18 protein-coding genes and 1 tRNA gene are annotated in these 21,043 nt (G+C 39.6%); 1 reads left to right on the top strand and 18 read right to left on the bottom strand.

Annotated features, from left to right (window positions below; translation table 11 throughout):
* Positions 1 to 84 precede the first annotated feature (84 nt).
* The 17 genes from ACERDH_RS09500 to ACERDH_RS09420 all read right to left on the bottom strand — a co-directional run bounded on the left by ACERDH_RS09500 (position 85) and on the right by ACERDH_RS09420 (position 19,066).
* Entirely contained in the window at positions 85 to 315 is a 231-nt protein-coding gene (locus ACERDH_RS09500) for a GlsB/YeaQ/YmgE family stress response membrane protein (RefSeq protein WP_386686755.1), read from the bottom strand.
* 9 nt (positions 316 to 324) lie between these two features.
* Complete coding sequence (locus ACERDH_RS09495; protein WP_386686758.1) at positions 325 to 1,566, bottom strand: aminopeptidase; 1,242 nt, start codon at positions 1,564 to 1,566, stop codon at positions 325 to 327.
* Between the two features lie 226 nt (positions 1,567 to 1,792).
* Positions 1,793 to 3,673, bottom strand: a complete 1,881-nt coding sequence (locus ACERDH_RS09490) for a DUF262 domain-containing protein (RefSeq protein ID WP_386686761.1) — start codon at positions 3,671 to 3,673, stop codon at positions 1,793 to 1,795.
* Positions 3,667 to 4,995, bottom strand: a complete 1,329-nt coding sequence (locus ACERDH_RS09485) for a DUF262 domain-containing protein (RefSeq protein ID WP_049510058.1) — start codon at positions 4,993 to 4,995, stop codon at positions 3,667 to 3,669. The genes ACERDH_RS09490 and ACERDH_RS09485 overlap by 7 nt, the downstream gene beginning before the upstream one ends.
* A 7-nt stretch (positions 4,996 to 5,002) precedes the next feature.
* A complete protein-coding gene (locus ACERDH_RS09480) occupies positions 5,003 to 5,953 on the bottom strand; it encodes a helix-turn-helix transcriptional regulator (RefSeq protein WP_049510060.1) in 951 nt (316 codons plus the stop codon).
* Between the two features lie 15 nt (positions 5,954 to 5,968).
* Positions 5,969 to 6,472, bottom strand: a complete 504-nt coding sequence (locus ACERDH_RS09475; protein ID WP_386686766.1) for a DnaA ATPase domain-containing protein — start codon at positions 6,470 to 6,472, stop codon at positions 5,969 to 5,971.
* Between the two features lie 51 nt (positions 6,473 to 6,523).
* A complete protein-coding gene (locus ACERDH_RS09470; protein WP_049510063.1) occupies positions 6,524 to 7,048 on the bottom strand; it encodes a DnaA ATPase domain-containing protein in 525 nt (174 codons plus the stop codon).
* Positions 7,049 to 7,135: 87 nt separating this feature from the next.
* Positions 7,136 to 11,527, bottom strand: a complete 4,392-nt coding sequence (locus tag ACERDH_RS09465) for a PolC-type DNA polymerase III (protein ID WP_386686769.1) — start codon at positions 11,525 to 11,527, stop codon at positions 7,136 to 7,138.
* Between the two features lie 103 nt (positions 11,528 to 11,630).
* On the bottom strand, positions 11,631 to 13,712 hold the full coding sequence (gene fusA / locus ACERDH_RS09460) for an elongation factor G (RefSeq protein ID WP_000090345.1): 2,082 nt from the start codon (positions 13,710 to 13,712) through the stop codon (positions 11,631 to 11,633).
* A gap of 279 nt (positions 13,713 to 13,991) precedes the next feature.
* On the bottom strand, positions 13,992 to 14,462 hold the full coding sequence (rpsG, locus tag ACERDH_RS09455) for a 30S ribosomal protein S7 (RefSeq protein WP_000087873.1): 471 nt from the start codon (positions 14,460 to 14,462) through the stop codon (positions 13,992 to 13,994).
* Between the two features lie 19 nt (positions 14,463 to 14,481).
* Positions 14,482 to 14,895 (bottom strand): 30S ribosomal protein S12, encoded by a 414-nt coding sequence (gene rpsL / locus ACERDH_RS09450; protein ID WP_001142332.1) that lies wholly within the window; start codon positions 14,893 to 14,895, stop codon positions 14,482 to 14,484.
* A gap of 466 nt (positions 14,896 to 15,361) precedes the next feature.
* Positions 15,362 to 15,961, bottom strand: coding sequence for a response regulator transcription factor (locus ACERDH_RS09445; RefSeq protein WP_386686813.1), 600 nt, complete (start codon positions 15,959 to 15,961; stop codon positions 15,362 to 15,364).
* Positions 15,962 to 17,059: a sensor histidine kinase gene (locus ACERDH_RS09440; RefSeq protein ID WP_386686816.1), complete on the bottom strand. Its 1,098-nt coding sequence runs from the start codon at positions 17,057 to 17,059 to the stop codon at positions 15,962 to 15,964.
* Positions 17,059 to 17,796, bottom strand: a complete 738-nt coding sequence (locus ACERDH_RS09435) for an ABC transporter permease (RefSeq protein ID WP_386686818.1) — start codon at positions 17,794 to 17,796, stop codon at positions 17,059 to 17,061. Before ACERDH_RS09435 ends, ACERDH_RS09440 begins: the two co-directional genes overlap by 1 nt.
* Before the next feature lies 1 nt (position 17,797).
* Positions 17,798 to 18,682, bottom strand: a complete 885-nt coding sequence (locus ACERDH_RS09430; protein ID WP_386686821.1) for an ABC transporter ATP-binding protein — start codon at positions 18,680 to 18,682, stop codon at positions 17,798 to 17,800.
* Positions 18,669 to 18,863 (bottom strand): hypothetical protein, encoded by a 195-nt coding sequence (locus tag ACERDH_RS09425; RefSeq protein ID WP_386686823.1) that lies wholly within the window; start codon positions 18,861 to 18,863, stop codon positions 18,669 to 18,671. Before ACERDH_RS09425 ends, ACERDH_RS09430 begins: the two co-directional genes overlap by 14 nt.
* Entirely contained in the window at positions 18,860 to 19,066 is a 207-nt protein-coding gene (locus ACERDH_RS09420; protein WP_386686826.1) for a hypothetical protein, read from the bottom strand. Before ACERDH_RS09420 ends, ACERDH_RS09425 begins: the two co-directional genes overlap by 4 nt.
* 499 nt (positions 19,067 to 19,565) lie before the next feature.
* Between ACERDH_RS09420 and ACERDH_RS09415 the strand changes: the two genes are divergently transcribed.
* Positions 19,566 to 20,822, top strand: coding sequence for an ISL3 family transposase (locus tag ACERDH_RS09415; protein WP_386686828.1), 1,257 nt, complete (start codon positions 19,566 to 19,568; stop codon positions 20,820 to 20,822).
* A gap of 109 nt (positions 20,823 to 20,931) precedes the next feature.
* Here ACERDH_RS09415 and ACERDH_RS09410 read toward each other — a convergent pair.
* Positions 20,932 to 21,005 (bottom strand) — tRNA-Pro (locus tag ACERDH_RS09410).
* Positions 21,006 to 21,043 lie beyond the last annotated feature (38 nt).

The raw sequence follows: 21,043 nt of genomic DNA, 5'->3' as shown, positions 1-21,043 counted from the left end.
CAACCTCAAAACAGTGCTTTGAGCAACCTGCGGCTAGTTTCCTAATTTGCTCTTTGATTTTCATTGAGTATCAGATTTAAGAAATTAACTTCCTCGTCTCCAGAAAATCGCTAAGACAATCATGGAACCTAGTACTGCCGGAATAATGGCGGTTCCTGCTATTATCGGTCCCCAAGTCCCAAAAAGCAAGTGGCCTATAAAGGCACCAATCCAACCTAGAAATATTTTTCCAAAGCATCCCATACGTTCTCCACGATTGGTCAAAGCACCTGCCAAGAATCCCACTAGGAGACCAACGAACATACTTCCTAACATATTATCTCCTTAATTTGCCCAATCTCCTTTACGGAAGAGTGGTACACGTGTCCCATCTTCACGGATACCATCGATATCCATTTGGTTAGAACCAATCATAAAGTCTACGTGAACATCTGAACGGTTAAGCCCCGCAGCTTCAAGCTCCTCTTCGCTCATCTCCGCTCCACCAACAACGCTAGTTGCATAGGCTGCACCGATAGCCAAGTGATTTGACGCATTCTCATCAAAAAGGGTGTTAAAGAAGGTAATGCCTGACTGAGAAATTGGGCTTGGATCTGGTACCAAGGCACATTCACCTAAGGCACGCGCCCCCACATTTTCAAAGACAAGGTCTTTCATGACTTGATCGCCTTTTTCTGCAGTGATATCCACAATTTGTCCATCCTTAAAGGTTACCTTAATACCTTCAATGATATTTCCGTTATAGCTAAGCGGTTTTGTAGAAGTGACATAACCATCTGCGCGACGGAAGTCAGGTGCTGTGAAGACTTCCTCTGTCGGCATATTTGGCAAGAATCCTTCGCCCTGTGCATTGATAGCACCAGCTGATTCCCAAACATGGTTTTTTGGCAAACCAAGTGTCAAATCTGTCCCTGGCGCTGTGTAGTGAAGAGCTGAAAATTGCTCTTTATTAAGCATATCGGCCTTGCTCTTGAGGATAGCTGCATGCTCTTCCCAAGCCTTAACAGGATCTTCTTCATAGACACGGCAAGTTTTGAAGATTTGGTCCCAAAGGAGATCGACTGCTTCTTCATCGTTCGCAGCATTTGGAAAGACTTTCTTAGCCCACTCAAGTCCAGCAGCGGCTGCTACCGTCCAGCTAACCTTGTTAGATTGAGTTGCGATTCGCATTGGCTTCATAGCAAGTCCCATAGCTTTAGCAGAAGCTGATAGCTTGTCAGCATCCACTCCGTTCAAGGCACCTGGATCAGATGAACGAACTCCGAGACGGCTAGCCTTGTTCTCCAAGAGATAGTTCATCTCAGCAATCTTGTATTCTGGCACATTGTCCAGACGCTCCATCGGCGCATGGAGAAATTTCTCACGGTTGATGACATCATCTGTCCACTGAACGATCACCTCATGTGCACCCAAAGCATAAGCTTCTTTGACGATTAAGTGAGCCAACTCACGTTGCTCCACATCGATAGAGAGAGCCAAAGTGTGACCAGGTTGCACGTTGATTCCATTTGCAACCAATAATTTCGCATATTTTTCTAGATTTTCTTTAAAATTTGGTAAAACCATGTTGTTTCTCTTTTCTATTTTTATTTTTCTTTCAAGGCAGAGAATAATCCTGCTAAAGCAATAGCACCTGACAAGAGTGCTGTTGATAGAAGAATTGTCTGATCAGCAAGTTCTAATTGATAGTCAAAAAATTTTGAGCTGGTTTGTCTTTTACAAAATCCTTCCCTTACTAGTATATCACATATATTGGTATTTTAAAAAACAAGCTTACTGAAGCTTGTTTTAATTAGCTATTACAAAAATTTTGTACATATCTTTCCACTTCTTTTTCCATAGATTGAATCTCACCAATATCCCATCTATTTTTTTTAGAAGTTATCTTTGCCATCATCTGTAATTTTAAACTCTGACGATGGAATATCCCTTCTCTTTCCCATTGTTCTAATTTAGCCTCTGGATAGGAGTTGCCAAACCTGGAGTTCTGACTATCGGTAATGATACAAAGATTGCCAAAAGAATGTAAAAACTCAGCAGGTAATTGGCTCTCTCCATCATGTCCATTTGGATTCTGAGGAAACCAATGTTCTATGGAACGGCGAGATGCAAATTTGAAATTATCAAAATTAATATCCTTGTACTCTTTCTCTAATTCGGCACGATTTTTCCATAAAACATAATCTACAAAGTTAAAAGCATAAACAGGAATTGCTCCATATTTTTTGATACTTTTATCTTCAGTAAACAATCTTTCCTCAGCATATCTCACTGCCATTTTTTCAAGAAAATCCTTAAAGAGACTAGCAAATTCTGTTTGATTTAACTCTTCAATATGGTTAAATAAGAATTGCAAGATTTCATATAACCAACGACTATCTCGATTGGCAGTAAAGGTCACAGCAAACATGGATTGGAGAAGAATGATGTTTTGGTTAATTTCCGAATCCGAAAACGTATTATTAGTAAAACGTTCTTCGACTATATAATGCTCTTTAGATTTTCCATTTGGTTGATATTCATAATAAGTCCCCTTCTGTAAAAACCATTCATCCTTATTTCTACTTGAAGAATCCGTATTCGAATTTCTAACGATGTAATTATCGAAAATGTGTTTTATTCTAAGAAGAAATTCACTAAATTCAATAACCCAAGTTTTATCTTTATTTTTTATATCAAATAGTGCTAAGAGTTTCTTATCATCTAGTTGAATCTCATCAGTTTTCTTACCTTCCGCAATTGCCAATACATGGAGTAAGAATGTTGGAAAATCAATGATTGTAGTATAATCGCCAAAATCTTTTTCTACTTCTATATTTTTTTCATTTATCTTTTTTCCTAATATATCTGATAACTTTCTTCTTTCATTTTGATGAAAATCAATATCATTATAAATATTATGAAATGAATAATTTGTAAAATGCCATCCAAAAATACGTTCACGTTCTTGAAAGTCATCTGCTCTCTTCCGTCGCATCTTAAACTGACTTGCTACCGGCTTATCAAACTCTGCACAGGCATCCCAAATTCTTGCAAACTTTTGCGCCATTTCTTGATCTTCACCAAATTTAGACATCATTTGTGCCTTAAGGATTTCATGAGCCTCTAGTTGTTCTCCTCGAGAATTGAAACGTTCGAAATAAAGATTCAAATCTAAATCCTCAGGAAGTATACTCCGAAAAATGATGACCTTTTCAAAAAGATAACCAACGAAAGACTGAGGATTCAATTGGCGCTCTTCTAACACTTTTTTCAATGCGTCTCTAGCATGTCCGTAACCTCTAGTCAGCTCATTTTCATCGCCCTCTAAAATTTTTTTCTTGGAAAATAAATCTTGAATATTCTTATTTGATTTCTTCCTAGCTGGAAAGGTAAGATTGACAGCTTTCAATCTATCAAAACCAAACTCATGCTTCAAAGCTAAGGCAATCAAATTAAGGGCTGTTGTTCGTTGTTGCCCATCTATGATTTTGAAAATGTCATTCTCTTTATTAACGACTAATGTTCCAATATAGTAATTGTCTCTATTTTCTTGAACAGCATCTGCTACGTCGTTCAATAACTGCTCAATTTCATCATAAGTCCAAGCAAAATTTCTCTGATAAAGAGGGATAGCATAGGTATCTTCATTTAACAAACGATTAACTGATAAGCTTATATGTGTTTCTACCATTTATCTTTTTCCTCTTCTATAATCTTGTCCACAGTATAATTTTCAAATAGCTCTCTATCTATTTTGACCATAAAATCATTCGGAGTGACAGCATGAGATAAAAGTTGAAATAGCTTTTGAACCTCTTTTTGTCTAAACCTTCCACCAGCAGCATAGTTCCCAACTGTCGCATCATATATGGCTTTAGATTTAACTCTAGGGTAGTAAGACCAAATAAACAAGGTCTCTACTATCTCCTTTGATAGCTCCTCTTTTCCAAATCTATCTGCGAAAAGCGAGCAAATATTTAGGAATATATTGTGACATTTAAGATAGCGTCCTTTTGAGCTATTGTAAATGTTTAACATACCTTCTGGGTAAGCTAAATTTTGTCCTTCCTCCTCTAACTCATTAGATATTCCTAACTGTTCATTTAAAAAATCTTTATGATTTTTAACAGTTTCATGAGCAGATTCAATATACTCAAAAAATTTACTTCCATCAATGATTGGCATAGTAATGGACATGGGGAGATTTTCAATATGACGATACAATTCTAAGTATGGAAAGTTCTGATTCAAATCAACGCCTTTAAAATCGTCAATAAAATCCTCTGTAAAACGGAGATAAGATCCATAACGCTTTTTTGTCAATCCTGTATCTCCTCGAGACCAACGTCTCATACGGAAAAGATGTTTATCAAACAACTCTTTGAGACTTAAATCTTTATCTTCTACAAATTGCTCCCACTTTTCAACAATCTTTTCATCTTCTGAATCTTCCTTGCGGAGATGATAGGCTTTGAGCAAATCATGAGGTTCTAAAGGTTTTCCACGATTATTCTGAGAATCAAATAGCTGAAAAGCCTCTGATAATCGTTTTTTGGGCATAATAATCACAGAGACAGCACAATTCTCTAATAAAAAGTTGCAAATATCTTTTGCCTCATTTTCGCTAACCAATTGAGTCAAATTTTCCCACTCGTTATAATTTTCACTCGCATGATAGCAAGATAGCTCTCCAAATTCAGCACTCAGCAGTTGATTAGCACCCTTATAATTCTCTAAATCATCTAATAAATGAAGAAACAAGGAAATAGAAATTAGCCGTTGCTGTCCATCGACAATATCTAAGTATCTATCATTTCCATCATTTTCATCATTTTCATGCAAGATAACGGAACCAATCTGATATTCCTTTTTCCCCATAGCATCTCGTAAATCATAAAAAAGATTACGGATATGTTTTCTGTTCCATTTATATGGTCTTTGATAAGAAGGAATTCGCAAATTCCCTTCTTTCAATAGTTCTCCAACCTTTTTAGAAGTAAATTGAATAGTCATTTTACCCTCATCTATATTTATCTATCATTTCTTGAGCTGTTTGCTTCATATCCTCTACTAAAATCCGAGGAGACAAAACAGTAACCGCTTCTCCTTGCCCCAGCAACCAGCGTTTAAGCCCCGGTGTATGCTGACTTTCAAACTGAAAATGAGTCCAATCGCCATTTTTCCCAACTATTTTTGCATTTGGAAATTGATCCATCACAATCGTCGGATCGTACAAGTACTCGATTTCAATACTGATTTTCTTCCCGATAAAAGCATCCACTCTCTCGTTACGAATATCACCATCTCTAAATTTATCTCGATAAGAAATAGAAGGTTTCTCTATACCACTAAAAGACCAGGACTGGATACGGTCTACTCTTAAAGTAATATAAGTAGCATGTTTCAACTGGTAAACAACCAGATAGAAATAATGATTATCATAGTAAAGAGAGACTGGCAAAACAGTCTGCCTCTTAGAAGATTCAGAATAAGGTTTTTGATAGATAATATCTAGAACCTGTTCATGCAAAATAGCTTCTGATAAATTCCAAATTTTCTCTATTCTATTTTGTTGATCCGTTAAGGGAGCATAGTTCAGCTTTTCACTGCCAATAATCTGCTCAATTTCTTTTTGGTCATCACGAGGAACTAAAACCAGCAAATTTTTTAGTAAGCTATCAATTTCTGGTCTGTTCAGTGCTCGATTTTCCAATAAAATCTTTGAAATAACGAGAATATCCTTTTTATTAAAAACTGACTTACTTGCTAAACAATACTTATTCGTCTTACGGTTATAAAGAAAATCTCCACTATAACTGGTGTTACTAGATAAAATATCACGGAGTAGCGAAAAATCTCTCTGTATAGTCTTTTCACTAACCTCAAATTCCTGAGCCAATTGCTTTTTTTCAAATGAAGTACCTAACTGTAAACGTAAAAAAATCGTTAGTAGTCTCTCTTGATCATTCATTTTCAGTCCTTCTTATTATTTTTCAAGCGATGTTAAACACGCTGTCATCCCCCACTTAAAACGCACAATTAAACGAGATTGAACATTTTTCAACTGATCTGGTTCAGAATCACCAGATAAAACAATTTGCTTATTCTTAATATGTTGAGAATTAAATAGATTAAAAAATTTTTCTTGAATCATATCATCTTTTTCTCCCAATACCTGAATATCATCTACAATTAGGAGATCAAACTCCTCACTTCTAACTTTTTGTATTTCTAGCTCATTTTCCAATAAGTTTTCGGCAGAAATGTATTTTACTCGTTTTTCTGGATCGTTCTCAAGCACCTTATTCCCAATAGCTTGAAGGAGATGTGTTTTACCTGAACCCGATTCCCCATAAATATAAAGGGGATTATATTGTAACCCTAAGTTTTCTACTACAGCTACGGCCCCTTTCTTTGCTAAATCATTACCATCTTTTTCTAGAAAATTTTTTAATTGATATTTGTTATCTAATCCTGTATTGTTCATCATTTTAACCTCTAACTTTGCACTTTATATTCAAAACGATTAAAGCAAAATAAACTAGCCCTTAGGTGATTTCAACTGTACCACTATGCCAGATTCGAAGAACTCAACTACGGATTCAGCCATATTTTTTAAGTCTTCGGGTAAGCAGTCTGAATATACAATGAAGAGTTTGTTTCTTTTCTTACTCTCTTTGAATCGCTGCATCCAGTATTCCTGTACCCTTTGATCAGCCTCTCCCAAAAATTGAACTCCATCCAGAAAAATCAAATCATACTCTGTATACCCCATTTGCAGTTTCATCCATTGACTATGTTTAGAAAAAATCAAATTATCTCTCACTCGATAATATGCAAGTGATGCTATTGGAGTAACAGGTTTTATTTTAGTTAACGTATAATAAAACAAATGCCATCTATCAGTCTCTGAAATACCGCAAATGTAAATACATTGAGAATCTTCTTTTAAGTCTATTTGTGGGAATCCGGTCCAATCATTCCCATCATCTTTCAAGCCTTTTTCAAAATTATAAATTTCCTCTTCAATTGACACATTAGAATTTAAAATTTCTTGATTCACCATATTATACTCTCTTTTCTATTATTTTTAAGAGAATTATAACAAATCAAGTGGACATATTTTGTCCACTTGATCAAAATAAGCAATTTTTTAAAACAACTCATCAAACAAACTGAGCTGGTTATCTTCTGGCATATTGCCCAGAATCCCCATTTCATCCATCTTTTCAACCAAGGTTGATGAGAGCCCACCACGCTTACGTAGTTCTGTTTTAGAGAGGAATTCTCCCTCTTCACGCGCTCGCACCAATTGCTTGGCAACGTTCTCTCCCAGACCATCCATTGCTACAAATGGCGGGATAAGGGTGTCCTCGTCGATGAGGAACTCTGTCGCCTGACTACGGTAGAGATCGAGTTTACCAAATTTGAACCCACGTTCCCACATCTCATTGACAATCTCAAGAGTTGTATAGAGATCGATTTCCACATTGGAGGCTTCATTGTTCTTACGTTTTTCAGAGATTTCTTCCATTCTACGTTTGATGGCATCCAAGCCCGCACCCATGGTCTTGATATCAAAAGCCTTAGCGCGGATTGAGAAGTAAGCACAGTAATAATAAATTGGATGGTGAACCTTGAAATAAGCTACACGCAAGGCCATCATAACATAGGCTGCCGCATGGGCTTTCGGGAACATGTACTTAATTTTCCCACAGGACTCGATATACCACTCTGGCACCTTATTGGCCTTCATGGCTTCAATATAGCCATTTCGCTCCTCTTCTGAAATCTTGAGCCACAAGCCCTTACGTACTCGTTCCATGATGGTAAAGGCCATCTTAGGCTCGAGACCCGCATGCATGAGGTAAACCATGATGTCGTCCCGACAACCGATAACGGTTGATAGATCCGCAATACCTTGTTTAATCAGATCTTGGGCATTCCCCAACCAAACGTCGGTACCGTGGGATAGACCTGAGAGCTGAAGCAACTCCGCAAAGGTTGTCGGATGGGTCTCATCTACCATTCCACGTACAAAATTTGTTCCAAACTCTGGAATTCCCAGCATGCCAGTCGGTGTTCCAATTTGCTCAGGTGTTACCCCAAGCACATCCGTCCCAGAAAAGAGGGCCATAACGCCTTCATCATCCATAGGAATCTCATTTGGGTCAATCCCAGACAAGTCCTGGAGTTTTCGAATCATGGTCGGATCATCATGCCCCAGTACATCGAGTTTGAGGACGTTCTCATCAATATCATGGAAGTTAAAGTGAGTGGTCTGCCATTCAGCCGTCACATCATCCGCTGGATACTGGACAGGCGTAAAATCGTAGACATCCATGTAGTTCGGAATAACAACGATTCCCCCCGGGTGTTGACCTGTCGTCCGCTTGACACCAGCCGCACCTTGAGCGAGGCGTTCTACTTCTGCATCACGATAAAACTTGCCATAATCTCGCTCATAGCCCTTGACAAAGCCATAAGCGGTCTTTGCAGCCACCGTACCAACCGTTCCTGCACGGAAGGCATATTCCTCACCAAAGATATCACGCACATCCAAATGGGCGCTAGGCTGGTCTTCTCCCGAGAAGTTCAAGTCAATATCAGGAACCTTGTCTCCATCAAAACCAAGGAAGGTCTCAAAAGGAATATCTTGTCCGTTTTTGCTGAGTTTGTGGCCACATTTAGGACAGTCCTTATTGGGCATATCAAAACCTGAACCGTAAGAACCATCAGTGATAAACTCACTGTACTGACACTGACCACAGACATAGTGAGGAGAGAGAGGATTGACCTCTGTAATCCCAATCATGGTCGCAACAAAACTAGATCCGACGGATCCACGAGAGCCCACCAAGTAACCCCGTTCATTGGAACGTTGCACCAACATCTGGGAAGCCAGGTAAATCACGGCAAATCCATTCCCCAGAATGGAAGTCAATTCTTTTTCAATCCGTAAATCAACAATATCTGGCAGCGGATTTCCATAAATCTCAAAGGCCTTCTTATAGGTCAACTCGGCAACTGTTTCTTCAGCCTTGTCGATGAAAGGCGTATACAAGTCCCCCTTAACAACCTCAACAGGTTCAAAGATTTCTGCCAAGGCATTGGTGTTGTCAATAACTAGTTTCCGAGCTAATTCCTCTCCCAAGAAGGCAAATTCATCCAACATCTCATTGGTCGTTCTAAAATGGGCTTTTGGCAGAGGAGCTGGTTGGGCATGTTCACCGTGACCAATAGTTCGGTTAATCATAGCCCCCTGTCCCAAACTACGGACGATAATTTCACGATAAATCTCTTCTTCCGGTTCGATATAGTGAACATTTCCGGTAGCCAGAACAAGCTTACCAAGACGGTCTCCCACCTCTATCAAACTCTTGATAATGGTCTGGAGTTCTTCCATATCCTTGACCTGCTCCTTAGCAATCAGTGGCGCATAGATGGCAGGTGGCATAACCTCGATAAAGTCATAATACTTGGCCACCTCAACCGCCGCATCTACACCTTGGGAAACGACTGCGTCAAAAACTTCACCTTCAGAGCAAGCTGATCCTAAAATCAATCCCTCCCTATGGGCATCTAGAACCGTTCTCGGAATCCGCGGCACTCCTTCAAAGTACTTGGTATTAGACAAGGAAACCAGCTTAAAGATATTTTTTAGCCCTACTTGATTCTTGACATAAATGGTCGCATGCTTGATCCGAGCTTTTTTATTAGAATCTGGACTAATCAAATCAATATTAAGTCTAGCTAGATCGGTCACACCATGTTTTTCTGCTACTTCTTTGATAAAGATAAAGAGCAGACGACCAGTCGCTTCCGCATCGTAGTTGGCCATGTGGTGATGTTCTAAGGCCACACCAAAACGCTTGGTCAAAGGCCCCAAACCATGACGTTTATACTCAGGGTAGAGATTTCTAGCAAACTCCAGCGTATCAATAACTGGCTGACTAATCTTTGGCAGACCATGACGCTCATAATTGGCATTCATAAATCCTACGTCAAAGGTTGCATTGTGGGCAACCAAGACTGTATCCTTGCAGAATTCTTGGAATTCCTGTAAAACTTGTTCCAGTGGCTTGGCATTTTTGACATGGTCATCTGTAATTCCAGTCAACTCAGTAGTAAAAGCTGACAAGGGATGCCCAGGATTGATAAATTCATCAAATTCAGCAATGACATTCCCCTTGTACATCTTAGAAGCCGCAACCTGAATCAAATCATTATAGATGGCTGAAAGTCCTGTCGTTTCCACGTCAAAAACCACGTAGGTCGCTTCTGACAAGTCCATCTCCACTTCGTTATAGACGATAGGGACACGGTCCTCCACGATATTGGCTTCCATTCCATAGATTAGCTGAATTCCCGCTTTTTTGGCCGCCTTATAGCCGTGTGGGAAGGATTGAACATTCCCGTGGTCGGTGATAGCAACTGCTTTGTGTCCCCACTTAGCAGCTGTCGCAACGATTTCTTCAACCTCTGGTAGAGCATCCATGGTCGACATATTAGTGTGAGCATGAAACTCAACCCGGCGCTCACCTTCTGGCATCAAATCCTTCCGCTCATAGTGAACAACTTCCTGCACATCCTGCACATTCATAGTCAAATCGCGTGTGAAGTTATTCATCTCCACATTCCCACGAACTCGGAGCCAAGAATTTTTCTTAATTAGATCAAACTTCTGAGCCTCTTCCTCGTTCTTAACCCACTTTTGCATCGAAAAACTTGAAGTGTAGTCCGTCATTTTAAAGTTGATCAAAACACGCCCTGTTCTGGTCACTTTTTGCTCCACATCAAAAACAACCCCTTCGAAGACTAGACGATTTTCCTCCGTCGTCACTTCGATCATAGGAGTAATCTCTGCCTTATCTAGCTTGGGTTTAGCTGCAGCTTTTTTGGCTTGAAAATCAAAGGCTGGTTTCTCTTCTGCTGGAGGAGGTGCCATCTGTTCTAGTTGTTCTATAGCACGGAGCGCTTCCTCATTGGCAGCTTGAACAATCTGCTCATTTTCAGCATGAAAGGCCTCTTCCTGCTCTTGGGTCAGCACATCATTTTTCTCTACTTGACAAGTAAAAGTTGGAAAACCAAACTTTTCAAGTTGTTTGGCTAAATTAGGAAGATGATTCTTCTTAAAATGTTCCTTATCAATCGCCTCAGAACCCTCAATAAAGAGTTGATTTCCCTCAGCACGAACTTGCAAATTCTGATAAAGAGATTTAAAACCTTGACTAGTACATGGGCCTTCAGAGAAAGCCTCCCTATAGTAGGACTGCAAGAGTTGATTTGAAAATTCTTGAGACAGAGCCTTGATTTCAAAAATTGCTTTATTACCTGTCTTAGAAAATTCTTCCCTCAAACCTTTCTTTAATTCTAAAAAGATTTCAATCGGTAAAATATTAGAAAATACGAAATGAAACTCCCATACCTTACTAATTTTATGAACCACAACTCGCTCAATATCGGCCTGTGCTAAAGCAGGAGCCTGTCTCATTTCAGCAGGCATCCCCAGTTGATTCATCAAAATTTCAAAACTATTTGACATTCATTTTCCTCACATTATTCTCCTACTATTTTACCATACTTAGAGGTGTTTTCTAAAGACAAAAGGAAGCCACTAAGTGACTTCCTTCTAGAGTGAGGACTGATTAGTCTTCACCTTTGTTTTTCTTAATGATTTCTTCTTGTACTGACTTAGGTACATCTTCGTAGTGGTCAAATACCATCATGAATGTACCACGTCCTTGAGATGCAGAACGAAGAACTGTTGCGTAACCGAACATTTCAGCAAGTGGAACGTAAGCACGAACGATTTGGCTGTTACCATGTGCTTCCATACCATCTACACGTCCACGACGAGCAGTTACGTGACCCATAACATCACCAAGGTTTTCTTCTGGAACAGTGATTGTTACAAGCATCATTGGTTCAAGGATAGCTGGTTGTGCTGATTTAGCAGCTTCTTTAAGGGCAAGTGAAGCCGCGATCTTGAAGGCAGTTTCAGATGAGTCGACATCGTGGTATGAACCATCGTAAAGTTTAGCTTTAACGTCAACCATTGGGTAACCTGCAAGTACACCGTTAGCCATAGATTCTACCAAACCTTTTTCAACCGCTGGGATAAATTCGCGAGGAACCACACCACCGACGATTGCGTTTTCGAATTCGAATCCTTTACCTTCTTCGTTTGGAGTAAATTCAATCCATACATCACCGAATTGACCTTTACCACCAGATTGACGTTTGAAGAATCCACGTGCTTGAGTAGAAGCGCGGAATGTTTCACGGTAAGATACTTGAGGTGCACCTACGTTCGCTTCCACTTTGAACTCACGACGCATACGGTCAACAAGGACGTCAAGGTGAAGCTCACCCATACCTGAGATAACTGTTTCTCCAGTTTCAACGTTTGTTTCAACGCGGAATGTTGGATCTTCTTCAGCCAATTTTTGAAGGGCGATACCCATCTTGTCTTGGTCAGCTTTAGATTTTGGCTCAACCATCAATTGGATAACTGGTTCTGGAACGTTGATTGACTCAAGAATGATTTTAGCTTTTTCATCTGTCAATGAGTCACCAGTTGTAGTATCTTTCAAACCAACGGCAGCAGCGATATCACCTGAGTAAACAGTGTCAATTTCTTGACGGCTGTTAGCGTGCATTTGAAGGATACGTCCGATACGTTCACGTTTACCTTTAGAAGTGTTCAATACGTATGAACCTGATTGAAGAACACCTGAGTAAACACGGAAGAATGTCAAACGACCTACGAATGGGTCAGTCATGATCTTGAAGGCAAGAGCTGCAAATGGCTCTTCGTCAGATGCTGGACGAGTTTCTTCAGCGTCTGTATCTGGGTTAATACCTTTGATTGCTGGGATATCAAGTGGGCTTGGAAGGTAGTCGATAACCGCATCAAGCATCAATTGAACACCTTTGTTCTTGAAGGCAGAACCACACAATACTGGGAAGAATTCAACGTTGATAGTCGCTTTACGGATACCAGCTTTCAATTCTTCGTTAGTGATTTCTTCACCTTCAAGGTATTTCATCATCAATTCTTCGTCAGTTTCAGCAACTGCTTCAATCAATTTTTCACGGTACTCTTGAGCTTGGTCAAGGTATTCAGCTGGGATGTCTTCTTCAAGGATATCTGTACCAAGGTCGTTGGTATAGATTTCAGCTTTCATCTTGATCAAGTCGATGATTCCACGGAAGTCATCTTCAGAACCGATTGGCAATTGGATTGGGTGTGCATTTGCTTGAAGACGATCGTGAAGTGTGCTTACAGAGTAAAGGAAGTCAGCACCGATTTTGTCCATTTTGTTGGCAAATACGATACGTGGAACTCCGTACTCAGTTGCTTGACGCCAAACTGTTTCAGTTTGAGGCTCAACACCTGATTGTGAGTCAAGAACGGTAACCGCACCATCCAATACACGAAGAGAACGTTGTACTTCGATTGTGAAGTCCACGTGCCCTGGTGTGTCGATGATGTTTACGCGGTGGTTGTTCCATTGAGCTGTTGTCGCAGCAGATGTGATAGTGATACCACGTTCTTGCTCTTGCTCCATCCAGTCCATTTGTGACGCACCTTCGTGAGTTTCACCGATTTTGTGGATTTTACCAGTGTAGTAAAGAATACGCTCAGTAGTTGTTGTTTTACCAGCATCGACGTGAGCCATGATACCGATATTACGAGTTTTTTCAAGTGAAAATTCGCGTGCCATGAGGTTTGTTTCTCCTATTTATTTTTGATTTCTATTCTATTATAACACGATTTTAATAAAAACGGATAGGCAGGACCTACCCGTTCTCAATGTTTTCATGCTATTGTTGGTTTCAACTTGTAGATTTACAAATTGAATCGAACTCGGGCTAAAGTTAGTTAGCCGATTTGAGCTTAAGCTAAAAGTCTGGAGAAAAAGATGAATCTCATTGGTTGCAATCGCAACCTGCTTCGATTCCCTATTTTCTTTGGGACTTTCTTAACGCTTTCGCATCCTATATTACCAACGGAAGTGTGCGAATGCACGGTTAGCTTCAGCCATACGGTGAGTGTCTTCACGTTTCTTAACTGCTGCACCCGTGTTGTTAGCAGCATCCAAGATTTCTTTTGCAAGACGGTCTTGCATTGTGTGCTCACCACGAAGACGAGCGATTGTTACCAACCAACGAAGTCCAAGTGTTGTACGACGTTCTGGACGAACTTCAACTGGGACTTGGTAGTTAGAACCACCAACACGACGTGCACGTACTTCAAGTACAGGCATGATGTTTTCCATAGCTGTTTCAAATACTTCAAGTGCATCGTTACCAGTAGCTTCTTTGATTTGCTCAAAGGCACCGTAAACGATTGAAGCAGCTGTACCACGTTTACCATCAAGCATAACGCGGTTGATAAGACGAGTAACTAGTTGTGAATTGTAAAGCGGATCTGGCAATACGTCACGTTTTGGAGCTCTATTTTTACGACTCATTTCTCTTTATCCCCTTTCCTTATGCTTTTGGACGTTTAGTACCGTATTTAGAACGGCCTTGTTTACGATCGTTAACACCTGCAGTATCAAGTGCACCACGGACGATATGGTAACGTACCCCTGGAAGGTCTTTTACACGTCCACCACGAAGAAGCACCACGCTGTGCTCTTGCAAGTTGTGTCCGATACCTGGGATGTAGGCAGTAACTTCGATAAGGTTGCTCAAACGTACACGAGCGAATTTACGAAGGGCTGAGTTAGGTTTTTTAGGTGTCATTGTTCCAACACGAGTTGCAACACCACGTTTTTGTGGTGAAGAAACGTTTGTTTGAACTTTTTTATGACTGTTGTAACCAACGTTCAAAGCTGGTGATTTAGATTTTTCTACTTTTGATTTACGCGGTTTGCGAACCAATTGGTTAATTGTAGGCATCTACATTCTCCTGTGTTTTTTTATTTTTGGTGATGATACACTTGGTGACAGCTATCATCTGTGTGTACTTTTGCAACATTTGTCAGCACGTCCCTGTACACTCTTGAGAGACCAAAAGTAAAAAGTACCGTCTATTATTGTAACAAATTTTTTCATTGCTTGTCAAGATATTTTTCTTTTTTATTGTTATTTTTAGCTCTTGGTACCACCTTATACTCAATGAAAATCAAAGGGTAAACTAGGAAGTTAGCCACAGGTTGCTCAAAGCACTGTTTTGAGGTTGTAGATAATACTGACAAAGTCAGTCATATATATAATCCAAGGTGAAGCTGACGTGGTTTGAAGAGATTTTCGAAGAGTATTAGACGAAACAAAAAGGAGGAAACTAGCCTCCTCCTCAAGATACAAATTACTTCTTTGAATCACTTCAATTTTAGCACATAATGGTTTTCGAGATAGGATAGTATCACAACCAACCAGATTCTTTCGCTATATTAGCTGCCTCTGTTCGATTACCTGCATCTAGTTTCGAAAGAATATTGGTGACATAGTTTCGGACTGTTCCGTTGGATAGATAAAGTTGATCTGCAATTTCTTGGTTAGAGAAACCCTGAGCGATTCCCTTTAAAACTTCAACTTCTTGCTCTGTTAATGGATTGGGATGCGTCATCACCACTTCCATCAATTCAGGTGAATACTCCTTACGTCCTTCGAGGACGGTGTGCAAGGTTTGCATGAGATCTGCAATGTTTCGTTCCTTTAATACATAAGCATCCACTCCAGCCTTGACCGCACGTTCAAAATACCCTGGGCGCTTGAAGGTCGTCACTACAACCACCTTTGTTTCAAGCTTTTCTGCTCGTATCCACTCCAAGACTTCAAGACCTGTCTTAACAGGCATTTCGACATCAAGAATGGCGATATCTACTGATTCCTTTTCTAATAGCTGGATTGCTTCTTGCCCATTCTTGGCTTGAAGGACAGACTCCACGTCCGATTGAAGCGTGAGCAATTGACACATAGCATCTCGCAACATACTTTGATCTTCTGCGACTAATACTTTCATCTACATTCTCTCCTTATAAGCTAGTCGAACCTGAACTTCTGTCGGTTGTTTTTGACTAATCACATTTACCTCTCCCGAAAATGGAAGGACACGATCTCGAACTGTATGGAGCTCATTCCCTTTTATAGAAGTAAAACCACAACCATCATCTCTTACTGTTAAAATGAGTTCTTTCTCTGTCCGTTCTAATCTTAAGTAAGCTTTAGACGCTTTAGCATGCTTGATGATATTGGTTGCCAGTTCTAACAAAATCATAGCAGCCGTGGACTCCATACCCTGGGTCAAGCTAGCCTTGTCCAAGTGATTGTCAACTTGAACCTCAATGCCAGCAATTTCTAGCATCTTTTTGACAGTTTCAAGTTCTGAAGCTAAGGTCCGTGACTTCAGATTTTCCACGATGGTTCGTACTTCATTCATGGAATCCTTGCTTATCTGCTGAATTTCTTTTAATTCCTTCTCCACCTGTGGATAAGCCTCCATCTGAAACAACTGCAGGGCCAAATCTGTCTTGACACTCAGCATAGCAAAGGTATGGCCCAAGCTATCATGCAAATCCTGACCGATACGACTACGTTCATTTTCAGCTAGCAAGAGATTTATCTGGGCATTTTGCTTGGCCTGCGCTTCTTTCAAATCCTCTACAATACGAATCCGAACCAAACCAAAAGTCATCAAATCGACAAAAGCAAGAATTACAAGTAGATAGAATAGAAACCCAACTTCGATTCTCTGAATAATCAACAGTTGTCCCACAACAAGCACTTGAGCAAGGAGAAAAGTCCGGACATGTAAAGAATTAAAACTACGTACGCCAAAATGATAAATTAAGAGATTGGAAAGGAAAAAGAAGAACCAGATATAGTTCACAGCAACAAAGGCGGTATTTCCAGCAACATAGACCAGCATGATCCCCCAGAAAATCCAGGATAGACGAAGGATCTTAGTTGTTAAAACACCCAAATACGCCACTATAAATAGAATATCAATCAATAAATGCCAGACAGCTAGTTCCCCAGTCACTACAGGTAGGATGGGGAAAAGCATAAAAATCAAACTGGCCCAATACATATAGTCTATGCTCTTCAGTCTTTCAAGCATTAAGCATTCTCCTTATGACCTTGAAGGTAAATGGTCAAACCAAACAAAACTGCTGAAAAAACAAGTAGATAAACTGTGGCTGATAGATTGAGGCCACCCTCATTCAAGAAGGTCTTGATCAATTCCATCAACTGATAGCTTGGTAGGCGCTTCCCGATTGCTTGCATCCAATCTGGAAATAAAGAGACGGGCATCCAGAGTCCACCTAAAACAGCCAAGCCAAAGTAAAGAAGATTGCCTACGACAGACATCAACTGACTAGTTGGTAAGAGAGTCAAGGCCAAACCAAGGGCTACAAAAGCTACACTTCCTACTATCAGCAAAAGTGCAGCCCCAATCCAGTTTCCAAGAGACATATCCACACCTCTTACAAAATGCCCAACTGAGAAAACAACCAGAATTGAGACCAAATAATCAACCATCATACTTGTTATCTTTGATAGATAATATTCTACCATATTTACGGGGCTATGGCGCAATGTTTTCTGCCAGTTATTGATCTTGTCGGTATGTAAGACAGCTGGGAATGAAAAGATAGCGGTCGACATCATGGAAAAGGCCGTCATGGAGATGAGGTAGTCGCGCATAAAATTAGCTGGTCCATCTGGTGTTTCCTGGTACATCCCTGAAAAGAATAAATAGAAGGCTGTCGGCATCCCTACTGATAATAAATAATAGACTAGTTGCCGTTTGGTCAATAGAAATTCTATCTTATTTAATGCGATCCACCGTTTCATCTTAGTCATCTCCCTTTTGTGTTTCTTCAAAGATTGTATCCAGCAAACTGCGGTTATTAACTTCAATTTCTTGTATGCTACATCCTGCTTGAACTAACAGTTGCCAGAAAGCATTTGCCTCTCGTGTGACTACTTGTAGAGCATCCTGTTTTTGTACCCAGTTTTCAACCAAGTTTGACTGCTCAACGACTTCCTTGTAAGCCAAAGGAAGGATGAAATGCTTTTCAATTTCCTCACTACGCATGGCTAGAGGCGTCGTATCACGAATCAACTCTCCCTTATTCAAGACCAAAATCCGGTCAGCTGTATGCTCTACCTCTTCGATATAATGAGACGAATAGAAGATGGTGACTCCTTGTTTTTTTAAATCTTGAACAATTTTCCAAAAACGTTGACGGGTAGAGGTATCCATGGCAGCAGTTGGCTCATCTAAGAAGACAAGCTTTGGTCGCCCAATCAAGGTCAAGACAAAAGAGAAGAGACGCTTTTGCCCACCTGACAGTTTTTCTGCAAACTGGTCTTTTTGTTGCTTATCAAACTGCAATAGTTGATCGATTTCCTGCTCGCTCAAGGGATTTGGATAGATACGTTGAAAGAAAGCAATCAACTCTTTAACTTTTAATTTCTGAACAATTACATTCTCTTGAGGAAGATAGGATCTCGTATAGTCTAACTTAGAGCTCGACACTGGCAATCCTTGGATTGATATTTGTCCACTGGTGACCAGTTTATCTCCGAGCAAACAGTCCAAAAGTGTGGTCTTTCCTGCCCCGTTTGGCCCAATCAAGGCAACACATTCACCTTCAGCTACCTCAAAGGAAATATCCTTCAAAACAGCCTTTCCCTTGATGTTTTTATTTAAGCTTTCTACCTTAATCATGTTCATGATATTCTCCTTCCAGCCACTCCTTTCCCATCGGAAAGGCGATAAAAATCATAAATCCTAATCCCCAGGCACCACGGATGAATTGGTGAAGGAAGGCTTGATCAAACCAACCTGTAAACATTTCTACCAACCATACCACTAGTGACAGTCCAATAAAAAGATAGAAAATCGCTTTTTTCATTTTTCAAACTCCTTTTTCACATCTGAGACTAATTTTAATCCTTCTCGGATCAACCAAGAGATGATTCCGAAGCCAGCAAATAGCTCCCAAGGAAAATGATAGAAATCCTCGTCCAACCCTGAAAACATGAGATAGGTCATAACTCCTGCTGCTACAAAACTCATTGCAACAATTACTTTATGTTTCATTTTTTCTTCCTCCATTTCATACTTCAATTATAGACTTTTGAAGTTAGCAGAGCTAGATGCTTCTGTCACTAGGAAATATGACAAATGTCATAAAAGATTCTGTTTAAAAAATCAAGAAACATTTCACAACAAAACACGGATACAAAAGAATTTATAGTCACTTCCATCAAAGTGATATCAAATTTAGACTATAATGTAAACTAATACTTATTTAAAAACTCAAGAGAAGAAATTTTTATCCTAAAAGTACATATATTATACATTGCACCAAAAAATCTTTTTATTTCTTTCTTAAAAATTAGTAAAATTTATAAAAACTCTTAATTTTAAATGTGTATACCAAAATTTTAATTGAATATCAGTTTATAAAATGAATTACTCATACCAAAAAAGGTTCTATAATATTTGTAGTGGGTAAATCCCCTATAGATATTATGGAGCCTATTTTGTGTAGAAAAAAAGTCCCATAAGATCTATAATGAAAAGCGACCAAACTATCATTAGAAAGAATCATATGGAACAATTACATTCTATCACAAAACTACTCGATATTAAAGACCCTAATATCCAAATTATAGATATCATTAATAAGGGTATACACAAGGAAATCATCGCTAAACTAGACTATGAGGCTCCATCTTGTCCTGATTGCGGAAGCCTAATGAAGAAATATGACTTTCAAAAACCGTCTAAGATTCCTTACCTTGAAACGACTGGTATACCTACTAGAATCCTCCTTAGAAAACGCCGTTTTAAGTGCTATCAGTGCTCTAAAATGATGGTCGCTGAAACTTCTCTCGTCAAGAAAAATCACCAAATACCTCGTATCATCAACCAAAAGATTGCTCAGAAGCTGATTGAAAAAACTTCCATGACCGACATTGCTCATCAGTTGTCTATTTCAACTTCAACTGTCATTCGCAAGCTCAATGACTTTCACTTTAAACCTGATTTTTCTCGCCTTCCACAGATTATATCTTGGGACGAATATACCTTTACAAAAGGAAAGATAAGTTTCATTGCACAAGATTTTGATAACCTCAGTATCATCGCTGTTCTTGAAGGTAGAACACAAGCTGTCATCCGAAATCACTTTCTTCGATACGATAGAGCCGTTCGTTGTCGAGTGAAAATCATTACTATGGATATGTTTAGTCCTTACTATGACTTAGCTAGACAACTTTTTCCGCGTGCTAAAATCGTTCTAGATCGCTTTCACATTGTACAACATCTAAGCCGTGCTATGAGTCGTGTTCGTGTCCAAATCATGAATCAACTTGAACGAAAATCTCATGAATACAAGGCTATCAAGCGTAACTGGAGGCTCATTCAACAGGATAGTCTTAAACTGAGTGATAAACGTTTTTATCGCCCTACTTTTCGTATGCACTTAACCAATAAAGAAATCCTAGACAAGCTTTTGAGCTATTCCGAAGACTTGAAACACCACTATCATCTCTATCAACTCTTGCTTTTCCACTTTCAGAATAAAGAGCCGAAGAAATTTTTCGGACTCATTGAGGACAATCTCAAGCAGGTTCATCCTCTTTTTCAGACTGTCTTTAAAACCTTTCTAAAGGACAAAGAGAAAATCGTCAATGCCCTTCAGTTACCCTATTCCAACGCCAAATTGGAAGCAACCAATAATCTCATCAAACTTATCAAACGCAATGCCTTTGGTTTTCGGAACTTTGAAAACTTTAAAAAACGGATTTTTATTGCTCTGAACATCAAAAAAGAAAGGACAAATGTCGTCCTTTCTCGAGCTTAGCTTTTCTTCAACCCACTACAGTTGACAAAGAGCCCCAAAAAAGAGAGAACCAAACTGATTCTCCCTTAAAGCAAATAAAAAAGATACGCTTACGTATCTCTGTAATGAATCGGGAAGACAGGATTCGAACCTGCGACACCTTGGTCCCAAACCAAGTACTCTACCAAGCTGAGCTACTTCCCGAGTTAAATAGAAAAATGCACCCTAGAGGAGTCGAACCT

It is taken from the genome of Streptococcus bovismuti, assembly GCF_042436615.2.
Taxonomy (GTDB): Bacteria; Bacillota; Bacilli; order Lactobacillales; family Streptococcaceae; genus Streptococcus.
The sequence above is the reverse complement of the archived record's forward strand: the minus strand, read 5'-3'. Positions and strand labels throughout refer to the sequence as shown.

Bases quoted from the DNA above. Each gene is read 5' to 3' on its own strand.
- rpsL (WP_001142332.1), bottom strand. From the start codon at position 14,895: ATGCCTACAATTAACCAATTGGTTCGCAAACCGCGTAAATCAAAAGTA.
- ACERDH_RS09485 (WP_049510058.1), bottom strand. From the start codon at position 4,995: ATGACTATTCAATTTACTTCTAAAAAGGTTGGAGAACTATTGAAAGAA.
- ACERDH_RS09480 (WP_049510060.1), bottom strand. From the start codon at position 5,953: ATGAATGATCAAGAGAGACTACTAACGATTTTTTTACGTTTACAGTTA.
- ACERDH_RS09470 (WP_049510063.1), bottom strand. From the start codon at position 7,048: ATGGTGAATCAAGAAATTTTAAATTCTAATGTGTCAATTGAAGAGGAA.
- ACERDH_RS09420 (WP_386686826.1), bottom strand. From the start codon at position 19,066: ATGGAGGAAGAAAAAATGAAACATAAAGTAATTGTTGCAATGAGTTTT.
- ACERDH_RS09495 (WP_386686758.1), bottom strand. From the start codon at position 1,566: ATGGTTTTACCAAATTTTAAAGAAAATCTAGAAAAATATGCGAAATTA.
- ACERDH_RS09440 (WP_386686816.1), bottom strand. From the start codon at position 17,059: ATGCTTGAAAGACTGAAGAGCATAGACTATATGTATTGGGCCAGTTTG.
- ACERDH_RS09435 (WP_386686818.1), bottom strand. From the start codon at position 17,796: ATGAAACGGTGGATCGCATTAAATAAGATAGAATTTCTATTGACCAAA.
- ACERDH_RS09425 (WP_386686823.1), bottom strand. From the start codon at position 18,863: ATGAAAAAAGCGATTTTCTATCTTTTTATTGGACTGTCACTAGTGGTA.
- ACERDH_RS09490 (WP_386686761.1), bottom strand. From the start codon at position 3,673: ATGGTAGAAACACATATAAGCTTATCAGTTAATCGTTTGTTAAATGAA.
- ACERDH_RS09500 (WP_386686755.1), bottom strand. From the start codon at position 315: ATGTTAGGAAGTATGTTCGTTGGTCTCCTAGTGGGATTCTTGGCAGGT.
- ACERDH_RS09415 (WP_386686828.1), top strand. From the start codon at position 19,566: ATGGAACAATTACATTCTATCACAAAACTACTCGATATTAAAGACCCT.
- ACERDH_RS09445 (WP_386686813.1), bottom strand. From the start codon at position 15,961: ATGAAAGTATTAGTCGCAGAAGATCAAAGTATGTTGCGAGATGCTATG.
- ACERDH_RS09430 (WP_386686821.1), bottom strand. From the start codon at position 18,682: ATGAACATGATTAAGGTAGAAAGCTTAAATAAAAACATCAAGGGAAAG.
- ACERDH_RS09475 (WP_386686766.1), bottom strand. From the start codon at position 6,472: ATGATGAACAATACAGGATTAGATAACAAATATCAATTAAAAAATTTT.
- fusA (WP_000090345.1), bottom strand. From the start codon at position 13,712: ATGGCACGCGAATTTTCACTTGAAAAAACTCGTAATATCGGTATCATG.
- rpsG (WP_000087873.1), bottom strand. From the start codon at position 14,462: ATGAGTCGTAAAAATAGAGCTCCAAAACGTGACGTATTGCCAGATCCG.
- ACERDH_RS09465 (WP_386686769.1), bottom strand. From the start codon at position 11,527: ATGTCAAATAGTTTTGAAATTTTGATGAATCAACTGGGGATGCCTGCT.